This is a genomic window from Candidatus Rickettsia kotlanii, assembly GCA_030295365.1.
Taxonomy (GTDB): Bacteria; Pseudomonadota; Alphaproteobacteria; order Rickettsiales; family Rickettsiaceae; genus Rickettsia; species Rickettsia kotlanii.
In genome coordinates this window covers 828003-843336 of record AP027062.1, presented here as the reverse complement: position 1 = coordinate 843336, position 15334 = coordinate 828003, and the positions used below count along the sequence as shown (strand labels likewise).

The following is a 15334-nucleotide window of genomic DNA, read 5'->3' as shown; positions in this document are numbered from 1 at the left end:
AAAAGCGATGATTACATTTCTTTGTCATCTTATACTATTAGTACAATGTATGCTTTATGTCAACACTACACTTCCGTCTCTTCTAAAACCACTGTAGAATCAGCAAGTTTAGTAATTTTTTCAATTTTTAACCGAGCTTCTTTTAGTTTTTTCTCACAATGATTCTTAAGTAAAATACCTCTTTCAAAGCTATTAACTGCCGTCTCTAGACTCTCTTGTCCGTTATCTATTTTTTTAACAATTTCCTCAAGCTCTTTTAAAGCTTCTTCAAAGCTAATATTTGTTTCTAAAGTTTTAGTATTAGTCATTTATTTTTATTTTTTAATGGTTATCTGTAGTAGTTGTGTCTTTAGTTGTTTGGGGTATAAGTAATTTTTTTAGCTCACTACTATCAAAAGTTTTCTTAGGAGCAAAAATATTCCCTTGCATTTTTATATTAAGATGTGCCAAACTATCTTTATCAGAACTTGTATTTGAGGTATTTAACTTAACAAGCCTTGCCGGCACGTAAAATGATAAAATACTAGATGCATCCATATCAAAATTATATATATTAACTGCAAAAGAGGCCGCACCACTACTATATTGTGTTGCAAATTTTACTTTCTTTAAAAGGGCAATACCTTTTTGTAGTTCAATATCACCGCTTATCCCTCTAATATTTTCTTGTCCTGTGGTTATAGCACTATTTATATCTTTATCTAAATTTTGTACCTTATAATCAGTTGTATCAATTTTTTCTATAAAAGAATCAATTGCAAAATTATTAATATCTATATTGTTTATAGCAAATTGTGATTTTGTAGTAAGGTTATATAACTGGCTTTGAAGAGTGTTACCATTAGTTCCTAAACTACCACTTATACTGATTTTCCCGCCACTTGCAGTAAATATTTTAGGCATAAGAGCCAAAACTTTGTTTAAATCTATTGTATTTAAAGCATATACGAAATTTATAGCATAAGGTTCTAATAAAATATTGCCGTTACCTTGAAGCTTACCACCTAATAATCCTGCTTCAATATTATTAAATTGTAATAAATTATTATTATTTGCTACATAAAATTTAACATTTTTCAATATTAAATCATTTTGTAATAATGTTGACAATGTACCGGAAACTTGTAAGGTAGCTTTATCTAAACTATAATCATTTATTAATTTATTTCTTAAATTAAGCATTCCTGCCGGTGATAATAAATCAGTAGTAAGATTACCGTCCTTAATTTCTACGGTCAAAGACGGTAATACACTTGATGCATCTAAGTTCCAGCTAGTTGATAAATAGCTATTAGCAGTTTTAAAATCTAAATTACTAATTTTTACATTAGCCGGTACGATTTTAGCAAGCAAATTCATTTTGTCAAATACATGATCGTTATACTTAACGCTATCTATCAGAATATCTAAATTAGCTAAATATCCTATTGTTCTAATAGGGATGAATTTACTTGGATAATCTAGAGCTTTCATATCTTTAGTTAAATTTTTCGTAAATTCGATAAGCGGCGAAATTATTGGATACGTTCTACTGCTTAAGTCAAGCGAAGATATATTAAGCGTAGCGTCTAAACGAGGTGTTTGAGCAATAAATTTACTAGAAAAATTTCCCGATAAATTTAAATTATCTGTTTTGAGTAATAAATTTTTAAAAAATAAATCTATTAAAGTGAGTTTTAAATCCGATGACAAGCTAAAAGGAATAGCTTCTTTAATAGTAACGTCGTTAAATCCTAAAATATTCAGTAACGAATTTATATCGTTGTGCTTTAAATATAGCTGTCCATCGAACATACTTCTAACGGCATTCTGTGTTACATTACCTGTAAGCTTAAATTCTCCACCTGACTTAATATTACCTGAAAATTCATTTATCTTTAAAGTACCCTTTGATAAGTTAGAAGAAAAGACTATTTTTTCTAGTTCTTCATTATTACTTAAAATTATTTTGTTAATTGCCACCTCTGCTTTAAGTAATTTATCGGCAAAAATAAATCTAATATTTGAAGAAGAAGTATTAAATGTTACCTCTGCATTTGGAGAAATTAACGAACTTAAATCTATTTTAGGAAAATCTAGTTTTACATTAGTAGTAATATTATCATTTTTAGCAATGTTAACAAATCCATTACCAATAATAAAAGATGATGCTATTACTATGTCTTTTAGTTTTATTTCATCTTCATTATTTGAAATATTAAATTTAACGTTTACTGCCTCATGTTGATTAAATTTATTAAAAAGATGGTTTAAATCTGGTAATATATTATACATTACCGATGCTAAATTTTTAATCTGATATTCACCACTACCGCTAGTAAGCTTAGAATCTTTGTAAATTTGCGATAACTTAAAACCATAATCATTATTATCAATATTAAGATTAAAATCTACTATATCGTCACGTTTATTAATTGAACCTGAAATTTCACCTATATAGTTACTTGTAGTTTTAAATATGTAATTAGACGATAAAGCATTTTCTTTTTTTAATATACAATTATTAAAATTTAAAATAGAATAATCTTGTTTATTAATAATACTTAGATTAGTAATATTTATATTTTGTAATCTATATTTAAAGAAATTCTTTATTAACTCTTCATGATTATAAATATTTAATACATTAGAATGTGAATAAAATTTAGCATCTAATATATCTATTTTATTAATTTTAGGATTAAATTTTATAAGCGACCACAACGAAAAATGAATTTTAATCTGCTCTAAATTTAACTTTCCTTCTTCTCTTATCGTCTCAATAACTAAATAGGGCAAAGGAAATTTATTCATCTTTATTTTTTCGATATTTTCTTTTGCAATTCCTAAATGACTGGTAAAATTATTAGTAACCGAATTATAGTTAACAAACGATAATGCACCAAACATTATAAATAACAATAATGAGAAACAAATTATGACGCCGGCAGCTATTTTTTTTATCATGTCTGTAAAAAAGTTTTTAAATATATTATTATATATAATTATCAAAATTTAAAGGCAAATTAATGAATTCTTTAGAAAAATTAATTTTAGTCGGTGTAATAAAATCATGCCATGGAATTAAAGGTCATGTAATGTTAAAATCTTTTACTGCCCCTGCTACAAAAATACTTGAAAGAAATTTAGTAAATGAGTCAGGAGCAAATATACATATTAAGCTAATTAGCCAAAATGCTAAAGGAGAATTAATTTGTACATTTAATGATATAGCTACTCGAAATGAAGCTGAAAATTTAAAAGGTTATAAAATATTTTGCTTAAGAGCAAGTTTACCGGAACTAGAAGAAGATGAATTTTATATAGCGGATTTAACTCATTTACTGGTATTAAATCAAGATCATAAAGAAATAGGCAAAATTAAAAATATTCTTAACTTTGGTGCTGGTGACATAATTGAAATAGAATTTTCAGATCAAACAACCGAATTATTACCTTTCAATAAAGAATTTTTTCCTATTATAACTAAAGATTATGTGATTTTAAATTATCAAAGAGAAGCTTGAATAATTTACCATAGTTTTCAATTTTTTTATAGTACCCTACGATTCTTATTCACCTCTGTCTCGTCCCGTGGCATGACCATGGAATCCAGTTAAAAATACTAAATTTATTAGTATTTATTGTTTTTATGGACCCCGTGGTCAAACCACGAGGTGACACAGTAGGTTTTACCGGTCCACACAACAACATCTCGTAGGAATGACATAGAATATATAATATTTCAATCCTTAATTGAGTAAATTATATAAAATTGACAATTAATCCTTAAATACTATAATTAATACATGTATATAAATAGAAGATTAAGCTCTATGCCTAAAACTTTAAAATACTCACTTATTATATTTATAAGTATAATATTATTATTAATTGTTATTCCTTTCTTTATTCCTGTAAATAATTATAAAGGAATAGTAATAGATAAAGTTAAAGAGGCTACAAATAGAGATTTAACTATTAATGGCGACATAAAATTATCTTTACTACCGAATCCCGCAATATCACTATCAGAAATTAAATTATCATCAATAAACGGTACAAAAGAACCTCATCTAGTTTCCGTTGAAGGTGCTAAAGCGTCATTGCGACTTTTTCCTCTTTTTAGAGGAGCAATTCAAGTAGCTTCTATAGAACTGCAAAAACCGATTATAAATCTAGAAGTCTTAAATAATAGACAAAAAAATTGGCAATTTTCTACACCTAATAATGCATCCAAAACAAATGAAATGAGCTCTGTAGAATCTACCGATACTAAAACTGAATTAGCACTTCCTATTTTGATTAGTCATTTTAAAATTATAGACGGCAAAGTAATATATATAGAAAAAAACAGTGAGAAAATATTTAACGATATTAACTTAGAGACTAAAATGAAAAGCCTTAAGGGCCCTATAGATTTGACTTTAGCTTTAAAGGCTTTGGAACAGCAAATTAATATAGACGGGAATATTGAAGAAATCGGTAAAATAATCCCGTTAAGTGCCAATATTAATCTTGCCGGTGCAAAAATTAAAATCGAAGGAAAATTTGATAGCGGAAATAATTCTTTCATAGGTAACGCAAATATTAAAGGTAATACTAAAACTTTAGGTATGCCTACTGATTTACAAAATGACTACGAGCTAACTACGGCAATTACTGCCGATAGTAAAAATATAGATATTAAAGATGCTAGACTTAATTATCCAAATATAGCATTACTAGCAAATGCAAATTATGATATAGAGCGTAATAATCTAAAATCAAATATTATTATCAATCCCGGTAACATTATAACCAAGATTAGCTCTAATTTAGATAAGACAAATATTATACTACAAGCGGATAGTTTAAAACCTATACTTGATGCTCTAAAACTAAAGACTGATAAATTATCGCCTATTATTAACCAAAAACTTATACTTACTGCTAATGTCATTAGTAATTCTCAAGCAATAAAATTACAAAATATTAATTTATCGACTGCAAATAGTAATCTAACTGGAGATATTGAGCTTAAAAATTTAGCACAAAATATAACTATTTCGCACAATCTAAAAATTAATAATTTTGAGTCGTTTATGTCTCTTATGGGAGTAAGTAATTTAAGTAAGATTGGGGTATTGCAGTTAAACGGGGGAATGCAAAAAATTAAAGATACTTTCCATATTAATAATAAAATATCCGCTTTTAATACTAATATATCTATTAAAGGAGATATTAATTTAGCAACTCAGAAACCAAATTTTAATCTTAACTTATACAGTCCGTTAGTTAATTTGGATAAAATTCTTACAAGTAACAGTCCTACTCCTGCTCCAAATAAAACTAATATTCCTGCTACTCAAAACACACCTACAGCTAAAAATAATTCTCCTTGGTCAAATAATCCTATTAATTTAGGGTTTTTAAATGAAATTGAAGGGCAATTATCCGCAAATATTGATAAATTAACTAACGACTCATTAATCATAAATAATTTAAAAGCAAAATTAAATATCACCGGCGGCACGCTGAATATTACTTCAATTAATGCAAGCATTTACAATGGCGAACTAAGTAGTACCGGTTATGTGAGTTCAGCCCAAGACCAAAACGCTGCAATTAAAATCGATTTAAAAAATGCCTATCTTAAAAGTTTCACTCCGCAATCGGGTAAAATAAAAATCACTGATGGACGACTAAGTTTTAAAGCCGATCTTACTTCTCACGGTAATAGCGTTTATACATATGTTAATAATCTAAATGGACAATTTAACGTAAATAGCGATAACGGAAAAATAAGTGGATTTGATTTAAACCGAATCGCAGATGCGGTAAATAATGCTAAAAATACCGAAGGAGTATTACGACTTATTAACAGCTCCTTTAGTGGCGGATCCACATCTTTCAAAAATTTAATTGCCAGCGGAAATATAATGCAAGGCAAGCTTAATTTAACTGAATGTAGTTTAGATGCTTCACCTGCCACAACAAATGCAAGAGGTCAAATTAACTTACCACAATATATGATGGATGTTAGTGCAAGCATTACTATTGCGGATTTACCGCCTATAGCCGTTAAATTATACGGATTCATAAATAATCTGCAGCATAAATTAGACGTTCAAGCCTTTCAAACATATTTAGTTAAAAACGTATTTAATAGCGTTATTAAAGACTTAAAAAGCGGAGAGAAGAAACCTGAAAATATTATTAAAGATGCTTTGGGTCTCAGAAAGAAAAAGGATACAAATACAAAGGAACAAAGCAGCCCTCCGCAGGGAAACCAACAAGCAGATCCTGTGAGTAAGTTTCTACAAAAAGGATTGAAGAAACTGTTTTGATGTGACCGTCACGGGTATTGTATGACTTACTATTCCTCTCTATGTCATCATCCAGCAAAACATATAGTGTAGTAACAATGTTGAAGTTATTTTTTCTAGACTTAGTTAGCAAGCAAACTAGATGACAATGCAAAACTTGTAAATACCCACGTTTTGATACAGTTATTCCTGTGCCAAACCTAATTGGATACACATCCTTTGTTTCCTAAGTATCTAATACCAAATTAGGTATGTTTTTAGGGAAATCTTGAATTGCTTTAGTAATTTTTGCTACTTCTTCATCATAATTTGCCTTTTTCAACACAATAATAAGGTCTTCATATAATGATTTTTTATTTGGATTTAACCCTATAGCTCTTTTGATAGAAGCGAGTGCTTCCTCTGGATTTATTTTATGTAGTTTATTAAAAAACTCTTTGTGATAGTATGCTTTACTTGGATCTAGTTTAATAGCTTTCTTTTATGATTTAATCGCATTATCTTTTTGTTTTTCCATTAAAATAGAACTTAAACTATGAAAAACTTCAGCTTCTCTATTGTTATATTTTTCAGTTTTGTCATAAGTTTCAATAAAATTTGAAAGTTCTTCAGGATCAGTTTCAACGAATTTTCGTAGATTGTCTTTTTCTTCTTGATATTGATATCTGTTATGAAGATCGAGATATTTTTTCACTACTGTCTTTAGCAATTTCAGGAGTTTTAAACTTCCAATAAGGCAAAATTTCATTTTTATATGGTTGACAAATGCATATTCCTTGCTCACCTTTACCTACTCTACAGCTTTCTGGGTATTTACGATACTCAATATCATTTTTCCATTTATAACTTTTATTATCAAAATTTAGATAGCTTGGTTTTTCCATAACTTATGATATATTTATAATTAATAATTTATAACTACAATTTTAATGTAAGTAAATAAATCTGAAGTTTGTAAAGCTAAGTAAGTATTTTAAATATCGTATGATTAAGAAAATAGTACAAAATACAAAAACTTTGCACGTACGTCCTAATGGAAGATCAGCTGATTATATAACGCCTAACTTCATGTATGGCCGTGCCGGAGGTTGCAACAATAGTTATTGTTATGTTATGCGTCATAACTATGAGACATTTCTAACTCTTCCTACTTATCAACATTACAAAACAAAAGCATAAAATTTAAAAATTACAGTTATAAATAAAAAATCACTTGCATGAAAATAAACTTATGATATGTTTCTTCACGTTGGGTTTCAATTTTATCTTCCATAAAAGTAACTCAATACTATTATCTCTCAGCTAATAGTGGATATAGTGTTAGTTGAGTACAAAAGTAAAAATATAAAAAACAAGTAAAATATTGAATAGACAAAAAATCGTTTAGCTTGTTTGTCATCAGGGGTATCATAGAATAAAGAACCGGCATAATATAGAAATACTACCCCAAGAATACCAGAAATTATTAAATATATAAAATTATTCATTCCAATAAAAAAAGGCATTAGCGAAACAATAAATAAAAGAATACTGTAAATTAGAATTTGTTTTTTAGTATATAAAGTCCCCTTTACTGCAGGCATCATCGGTACTTTACAGTTTTTATAGTCATTGTTGCAGAATAAAGCAAGAGCCCATGAATGCGGCGGCGTCCAAATAAAAATAATCAAAAATAATATAATCGACTCTAGAGATATAGTATTGCTTACCGCTGCATAACCTATCACAGGAGGTAATGCTCCCGATACTCCGCCAATAACGATATTTTGTATAGAACGACGCTTTAACCAAATAGTATAAATACAGATATAATAAAAAATAGTGAATAGCAGTAAAAAGGATGCAAGTAGATTAACACATAAAGCCATAAAAAATACTGCAAAAAATCCCGTTATCAAACCAAAAGATAAAGCTTCATCAGATTCTATAACTCCTCTTACTATCGGTCTTTTTTGGGTACGTTTCATTAAGCTATCGATGTCTCTATCGTACCACATATTAATTGCCCCTGCACTACCTGCCCCAAGAGCTATGCAAACAACTGCAATACCAGCAATGAAAGGATGCACGGAATAAGGAGCAAGCCACATACCTACAAAACCCGTAAAAATCACAAGCAACATTACACGCGGTTTCATAAGTAAAATATAGTCTTTAACAGTACTTTGTGAATGATTGATTTTACCTAAAGTGATTGGTCTTACTAAAGAACTCATATGAAATATTTTTTAATTAAATATAAAAAGTTTTAGGTTAAAAATCAATGATTGACTTTGATGCAAGAAATGTATATATTTTTTTGTAATTCAAATAATAAGTTAAGGATATTATCAGTGACAAGAATTGTTCGTTCTAAATATAAAGCTAGTAGAAGACTTGGAGTAAGTCTATGGGGTGATAGCAAGGATGCTTTCAATACACGAAATTATCGTCCCGGGCAACATGGGCAGAATACCATGATTAAAACTTCAGATTATGGTTTACATTTAAAAGCTAAGCAAAGATTGAAATGTCACTACGGTCGTGTCACTGAAAAACAATTTAGAAATATTTTTGCACTTGCTCAAAAAATGAAAGGTAATACCGGTGAAAATTTCATTGGGTTACTTGAAAGTAGACTTGATACGGTAGTTTATAGAATGAATATAGCCCCAACTATTTTTGCTGCAAGACAGTTAGTTTCACACGGACATATTAAATTAAACGGTAAGAAAGCCGATATCGCAAGCATACGACTGAAGGCAGGCGATGTTATAGAAGTTAAAGAATCCGTAAAACAAATACCGCTTATCCAAGAATCCGTTTCAAAACAAGGTCAAACAACACCGGGATATTTATCATTTGATGTACCTTCATTAACCGGTAAATATTTAAGAGTTCCTGCTCTTGCTGATGTCCCATATCCTTTTGAAGCAGAAGTGCATTTAGTAATCGAGTTATATTCTCGTTAATAATTACAAAAAGGCAGGTTTTATTTATCTGCCTTTTTACTTTCTTCCCTATCCTACGTTTTTTCTTTATACTATAATACAACTTATCACCTAATTCGGCAGCGTTTATTAAAGATAGATTAGTTAAGAATTTAATGTCTGAGCTAAAACTATCATTTTTGACGAAGCAAGGAAGTATAAAAATGCTAATTTTTAGTATTTTTTTATTATTTTTATGGAGTGCCACGCTACTTTCAATCGTTCGAAAGGTATTGCTGTGTGGATCAGTTTTTCAGTTGTTTTTGGATACCGTGGTCAAACCACGGTATGACACCGAGTGCCTTTTTCGATACACACAACAACACCTGCTCACAATAACAATATCTATTTTTAATAAATAATGCCCTATATATAATGATTGTTTCTACTCGCGTATTATTTTTAAGAACATATAATGCTGCTTCTACCTTGTTCAAGAAGTTAGCATATGGAACGCATTTAATAATTAGCGGTATAACTGGTTTTATTGTAAATGGGACAACAGGAAGCAGTCTTTTTGTTTCGGCAACTCTTGCTGATAAAATCTTAATAACTGAAGGATATTTTCAGAAACATTATCTTACTTCTACCACATTTAAAGGAAGTTTAATCTACCCTATTAATACAAATCTCATTACAACTTTTCCTAATTATGCAGTACCAATTTATTTAACTTCTACAGCTGTAAATAGTAAGATTAGCATATTATAGGACTGATTTCTTAAATTATCAGGAAAATTTAAAAAAATTCAGACAAACTTAACTCCTAATATTAGGGTAATTGATCCTAATATACTTTCTAACAATTTTAAAAATGATTTAAAAAATGAAATTAAAGATGTAACCCAAGGGTTTTAGATTTAATTGAAGCATACATAAATAGTAGTTTTATTAACTATACCGGAAATGATGGCAAAATACATTAATTGCATTAACCTTACTCATACAGGACCCTAATGCTGCTATAGAACCTCTTGTTTCTTAAGGAGCAAAAATCAGTATTTTTTATAGTGTGGGGAAAATATAATAAGCACACTATTCCAATCATATAAAACTTCTTTAACACAAAATACTCAAGATTTAATCGAACAAAAAGCTTTAGAACTGTTACTAAACGAGGAATATAAAAGTAAAATCTTAGGATTAAAGGATATAGAAGCTATTACTAATAATTTATTTAATGATCTTAATAATACTTTCACTATTGGAATTTTATAATTAGGGAATTTAATCACTCAAAAAATTATACAGCTTATTGCATTGCAAAATATAATGAATTTAGTTCCAGGAGCTATTATATTTAATGCGTTTGAAAATATTACGCAAGGATTTTTAAATATATTATATCAACTGGATATTTCTTACAGGCAAGAAGTAGAGAAAATTAAGTAAAACATGGAGAGATTACGCCTGAGCAAGCTCTACTACTTAATCCGTGGCTTGAAACCCTAAAATCATTCTTAACAAGTTCCTCACTAAAAATAATCTTTAGTAGAGCAGTTATATTGCAAGCGAGAATTACAAAATTAATAGAGGTCATTTCTTCTGAGAATAAAAAAGGAGTAACATGGTCTACTAATGATACAAACGATGAACTTGTAATTTCTGATTATAACCTAATTATAGAAGAAAGAACTATTTTGAGTTTTGAAAAATTAGTATTCAAACTAGGAGCACATGATCTTCTTTCAGCTTCTTCAGGAAAAGGCAACACTACTTTTTTAAAGAGTTTAGTCAATTGTATTGCTGATCCATGCCATAACGTTGGTGAAATTGCCATACCTACCCATTATCAAAATCCCCAAATAATATTTATTGATCAGAATAGTTACATACCAGTTTAATCTACTTTATTTGAAATAATAACCTCCAGCCTTGATCAATCTAATCATAAAAAGTAATAAGCAATTATTTATAAAATTAGATCTAGTTACATTAATTACGCACTTAAGTGATAAAAATTATGGCAGTCAAAAGAAAAAATTGGAATCATTAAAGTTATAATTTCGAACCCTAAAATATTAATTTTAGACGAGGTACTTGCTAATCCTGATAAAATACCTATAGAAAATGCACAACAAGCTTTAAAAGCATTTTTACCAGAAACTTTAATGCTTGTAGTGCATCATGACGGTAAATCTCATGACTATAATAACTTTTATGATCAGTATATAAATATTTATCATGAGTATATACTAAATCTAGATGTTCAATTATGGGAGTTTTTTAAGATTTCTTTATAGATTTCAAGGTTTTTTCTTAACATCAGATCAAGAGAGAAATTATTAATTACCATATGTCTTGCCGCTTCTTGGATTTTCTTAGCAGTATCAGTACCTAAAATCGAGAAACAATAATCGATTTTTTGTGCTAACGCTTCAGCATTATTTGGTTCTACGTGAAAACCGGTTATATTATTATTTATTGTCTCTATTGCCCCGCCGATATTAGTTGCAATAACAAGCTTCTCCATCGCCTGCCCTTCTATAATAGTCCGCCCGAAAGCTTCAGGCTCGATTGAGGCAGAAATGATAATATCGGAAATCCCATATAGGTTTATTATATCCGAATCATTACCGAAAATTTGAATTTTATTTTGAAGTTTTAGATTAGCTATAAGCTCTTTTACTCTATTAGTAAAATTGGGATGTCTAGATATATCACCGACCATTAAACAATAAAAGTCTCTATGTTTTAATTTACTTAATGCTTCTACTAGAACAAGATGTCCTTTCCAGCTTGTCATTCTAGAAGGCATTAATATTATCGGCACATTACTCGGTACATCATATTTATCATAACATTTTTCAAGTTTTTCCGGCGTTAAATTTGCGGGATCGAAATAATCACAATTCACTCCACGCTCAATTACTACTATTTTATCTTCATCAATTTTATAGTTTTCAAGCAAGTGTTGTTTTATAAAATTAGACACAGCAATAACTTTCTTGCCTTTTAACATTATGCTATTATAATATTTTTTAAAACTATTCGGGATATTATAAACCCCATGAAAGGTAGTCAAAAATTTAGCATTTGTCCATTTTGTTGCTAGATATGAACTCCATGCCGGTGCTCTTGATCTTGTATGAACTATATCAACATCATATTTTTTGATTATTTCTGCTATCAATTTTGCATTATTCAAAATTACAAAAGGATTTTTACTGTTACTATTCATTTCAATATGCAATATATCTTCCTTATCTAACTCTTTAACTAGAGTACCACCTGCTGAAATTATGATAGGAGTATGACCGAGAATTTTAAGATATTTTGCAACTTCTATAGTACCTCTTTCAACCCCTCCCGAAACTAGAGCAGGAACTACTTGCAAAATAGTATACTTATTATATCGTTTACTTAACTTTAATGAAGGCATTAAATCTCAATCTATTAAAATAATTATTTAAAATGCACAAGCTTTATAATAAAACACAAGACAAATTTATTGTCTATGATAATTATAGAATAATTAATACAAATATTCCATCTGTAATTTTTTTACACGGCTTGATGTCTAGTATGCAATCAAATAAGACTATCTATTTAATAGATTATTGTAAAAAACACAATTATAATTTTATTGTTTTTGATAATTTCGGCCATGGAAACGCATCGGGACAATTTAAGGATCAAACAATTAGTGATTGGTTAGAAGGAGTATCACTAATTTTAGACAAATTAATTAATACGGAGGCGATATTAATAGGTTCAAGCATGGGAGGATGGCTAGCACTTCTTGCGGCTTTAAGATTTCCTAATAAAATAAAGGGACTTGTGTGTGTAGCCCCTGCTCCAGATTTTACTGAAAATATTTGGCAAAATATATCTCTAAATGATCAAAATAAGATGCAAAAAGAGGGAATACTAGAAGTAAGAGGTAAAAATTGTGAGCATAAATATGCTATAAGCTATAAACTGATAGAAGATGCAAAAAAACATTTATTATTGACAAAGAAACAGATTGATATAAATATACCGGTACATCTAATTCATGGGATGTTAGATGAAGACGTGCCTTATAATGTTTCAGTAAAATTATTAGAAAAAATAACAAGCAAACAAATAGTAATGAAGTTAATTAAAGACGGTCATCATAATTTATCTAGAGAAGAAGATTTAAAGGTAATGACAAATTCCTTAGAAGAAGTAATTAGACTCTTAAGTAATATTAAATAAACAATAAATATGTATAGCAAAATAAATAAAGTTCATGATTTTAAAGAAGTTATAGAAGCGGTAAAACAAGCCGATAATACTAGCTTGGTGCTTTTTGATGTAGATGAAGTAATTGTAATGGATAGTGATGAATCTAGGTTAACACATGATTATAGAAAAGAATTAATAAAGAACATTGAACAAAGACTTACTAGACAAGAATGTGAATTATTACTTAGTATTGTTCTTAAAGATAGGAAAGCTAGATTTGTTAATCCAGATATCTTAACGATATTTGCTCTACTTGCAGAAAAAAATGTACCGGCAATGGGTCTTACTAAACTTCCTACCGGTAAATTGGGCGTAATTGAAGATATGATCGAATGGAGAATTCGTGAACTCACTAAATTAAAGGTAAATTTTCAAGAATTTTCACCTTTAGAAGATGAGATAATAATAGAAGATTTTAATGCTGGCCACGGTAAACCTACATTAAAAGACGGAATAATTTACACTGCGGAATATGATAAAGGAAGCATGCTTGAGTATATATTAAGAAAAACAAATTATTATCCACAATCAATAATATTTATCGATGATATAGAAGAAAATTTATTATCATTACAAGAAATTTGTAAGAAACTAAAAATTAACTATCAAGGATTTGAGTTTACCGGTTCTGCTATCGTTCCTGAACCTGTTCTTGATGCACAATTAGAAAAAATTAGATTTGACATTCTAGAAAAAGAATATAAATGGTTAACGGATGAGGAACTTAAAAAGCATACTTTGTCATCTAGCAGCTTGTCCACAGTATCCAGCTAAAAATGTCACAACAACATACACTTTTAGTTGCTTTGCCTGGATGCCGTGGACAAACTACTAGATGACACCTATTCACTTTAGAGTATAATATGATGTCTGCAAAACTTACTGTTCTTTTTACCTTACTTATCTCGCTTTCTACTATGGCAAATAAAAAGGAAGAAGAAAAAATTACAGGAGTAAAAGCAACTAAAGTACAAATTGCTGAGCTTTACGACATATTTAATATTGTAGGGCAATGCCAGAATGATAATAATCGTGATTATTATGCTAATGCCACCGGAGTAGTTGAACAAGTCTCAGCACATCAAGGAGAAATAGTAAAAAAAGGGGATATATTGCTAGTTATAGATAAAAACATAGCAGAAACCACTAAATCTAGAGCAGCAGCGTTATTAAATACAAAACAAGAAGATTATAATAGAAAAGAAGCTTTATTCGCTAAAAAACTTGTAAGCAACGAGGAATATAACAGGGCAAAAAGCGAACTTGAAGATGCAAAATTTAATTATTCCAAAGCTCTAAAAACATATAATGATATGATAATTACTGCACCCTACTCCGGTAAAATAGGCGTAATTAAGTCTATGGTCGGCGATGAAGTAAAAATAGGTGACTATCTTTTTAGCATTACCAGAACAGAAAACTCACAAAGTATTTTTATTGAATTGCCGGAGTCTTTAAGCGGAACAGTTGGAGTCGATACTGAAGTTTTAATTGCAGGAAAAATTAAAAGTACAATCAGGGCAATATCGCATTACTTATCAGATAATGGCACTTTAACAGCTAAAATTATTTTACCTATGGGTACAAAAATCCTGCATAATAGCTTTGTAGATGTTATGCTTATAATTAACCCTCATAAAAACCTAACCGTTCCTGAAAGTTGTATTCAACGAAATAATCAAGGTAATTTTATTTATAAAATAGACGGTTGTACGATAAAACAATTATATGTACAAATCGGCACACGTACAGAAGGTCTAATTGAAATTATCTCTGACAATATTAAAGCAGGTGACTTAGTCGTTACCGAAGGTATGACTAAGATTGGTAACGGCTCAAAAGTTAAGATACTTGAGGAATAGTTAT

The 15334-nt window shown here is 29.3% G+C and carries 14 protein-coding genes; 8 read left to right on the top strand and 6 right to left on the bottom strand.

Features of this window, described 5'->3' with window-relative positions; genetic code table 11:
* Window positions 1-65: 65 nt before the first annotated feature.
* Both QUD19_RS04605 and QUD19_RS04600 read right to left on the bottom strand, forming a co-directional pair.
* Window positions 66-308 (bottom strand): exodeoxyribonuclease VII small subunit, encoded by a 243-nt coding sequence (locus QUD19_RS04605; protein WP_498807613.1) that lies wholly within the window; start codon window positions 306-308, stop codon window positions 66-68.
* 13 nt (window positions 309-321) lie between these two features.
* Complete coding sequence (locus QUD19_RS04600; RefSeq protein WP_498807611.1) at window positions 322-2946, bottom strand: exodeoxyribonuclease 7 small subunit; 2625 nt, start codon at window positions 2944-2946, stop codon at window positions 322-324.
* A 62-nt stretch (window positions 2947-3008) separates the two neighbouring features.
* Here QUD19_RS04600 and rimM point away from each other — a divergent pair, with 62 nt between their 5' ends.
* Both rimM and QUD19_RS04590 read left to right on the top strand, forming a co-directional pair.
* Window positions 3009-3506, top strand: coding sequence for a ribosome maturation factor RimM (gene rimM, locus QUD19_RS04595; RefSeq protein WP_498807609.1), 498 nt, complete (start codon window positions 3009-3011; stop codon window positions 3504-3506).
* 309 nt (window positions 3507-3815) lie between these two features.
* The gene (locus QUD19_RS04590; protein WP_498807607.1) at window positions 3816-6308 is read left to right on the top strand and encodes an AsmA family protein; all 2493 of its coding nucleotides are present in this window, start codon (window positions 3816-3818) and stop codon (window positions 6306-6308) included.
* Window positions 6309-6768: 460 nt separating this feature from the next.
* On the opposite strand, the gene QUD19_RS04585 is transcribed toward QUD19_RS04590, so the two are convergent.
* From QUD19_RS04585 to cyoE, 3 genes are all read right to left on the bottom strand, one after another.
* Window positions 6769-6981, bottom strand: a complete 213-nt coding sequence (locus QUD19_RS04585; protein ID WP_498807605.1) for a hypothetical protein — start codon at window positions 6979-6981, stop codon at window positions 6769-6771.
* The gene (locus tag QUD19_RS04580) at window positions 6956-7171 is read right to left on the bottom strand and encodes a DUF4385 family protein (protein WP_498807603.1); all 216 of its coding nucleotides are present in this window, start codon (window positions 7169-7171) and stop codon (window positions 6956-6958) included. The genes QUD19_RS04585 and QUD19_RS04580 overlap by 26 nt, the downstream gene beginning before the upstream one ends.
* A 414-nt stretch (window positions 7172-7585) precedes the next feature.
* Window positions 7586-8503 (bottom strand): heme o synthase, encoded by a 918-nt coding sequence (gene cyoE, locus QUD19_RS04575; protein ID WP_498807601.1) that lies wholly within the window; start codon window positions 8501-8503, stop codon window positions 7586-7588.
* A gap of 117 nt (window positions 8504-8620) precedes the next feature.
* Between cyoE and rpsD the strand changes: the two genes are divergently transcribed.
* The 3 genes from rpsD to QUD19_RS04560 all read left to right on the top strand — a co-directional run bounded on the left by rpsD (window position 8621) and on the right by QUD19_RS04560 (window position 11100).
* On the top strand, window positions 8621-9238 hold the full coding sequence (gene rpsD, locus QUD19_RS04570) for a 30S ribosomal protein S4 (protein WP_498807599.1): 618 nt from the start codon (window positions 8621-8623) through the stop codon (window positions 9236-9238).
* Window positions 9239-9631: 393 nt separating this feature from the next.
* On the top strand, window positions 9632-9967 hold the full coding sequence (locus QUD19_RS04565; protein ID WP_498807598.1) for a hypothetical protein: 336 nt from the start codon (window positions 9632-9634) through the stop codon (window positions 9965-9967).
* 794 nt (window positions 9968-10761) lie between these two features.
* Window positions 10762-11100, top strand: a complete 339-nt coding sequence (locus QUD19_RS04560) for a hypothetical protein (RefSeq protein WP_498807596.1) — start codon at window positions 10762-10764, stop codon at window positions 11098-11100.
* A gap of 365 nt (window positions 11101-11465) precedes the next feature.
* Here QUD19_RS04560 and QUD19_RS04555 read toward each other — a convergent pair whose 3' ends face one another.
* Window positions 11466-12638 (bottom strand): glycosyltransferase family 4 protein, encoded by a 1173-nt coding sequence (locus tag QUD19_RS04555; RefSeq protein WP_498807595.1) that lies wholly within the window; start codon window positions 12636-12638, stop codon window positions 11466-11468.
* A gap of 32 nt (window positions 12639-12670) precedes the next feature.
* Here QUD19_RS04555 and QUD19_RS04550 point away from each other — a divergent pair, with 32 nt between their 5' ends.
* The 3 genes from QUD19_RS04550 to QUD19_RS04540 all read left to right on the top strand — a co-directional run bounded on the left by QUD19_RS04550 (window position 12671) and on the right by QUD19_RS04540 (window position 15330).
* Window positions 12671-13438 carry an alpha/beta hydrolase gene (locus QUD19_RS04550; RefSeq protein ID WP_498807593.1) on the top strand — a complete coding sequence of 256 codons (768 nt, stop codon included), beginning with the start codon at window positions 12671-12673 and terminating at the stop codon, window positions 13436-13438.
* Between the two features lie 9 nt (window positions 13439-13447).
* A complete protein-coding gene (locus QUD19_RS04545; RefSeq protein WP_498807591.1) occupies window positions 13448-14242 on the top strand; it encodes a DUF2608 domain-containing protein in 795 nt (264 codons plus the stop codon).
* 89 nt (window positions 14243-14331) lie between these two features.
* Window positions 14332-15330, top strand: coding sequence for an efflux RND transporter periplasmic adaptor subunit (locus QUD19_RS04540; protein ID WP_498807589.1), 999 nt, complete (start codon window positions 14332-14334; stop codon window positions 15328-15330).
* Window positions 15331-15334 lie beyond the last annotated feature (4 nt).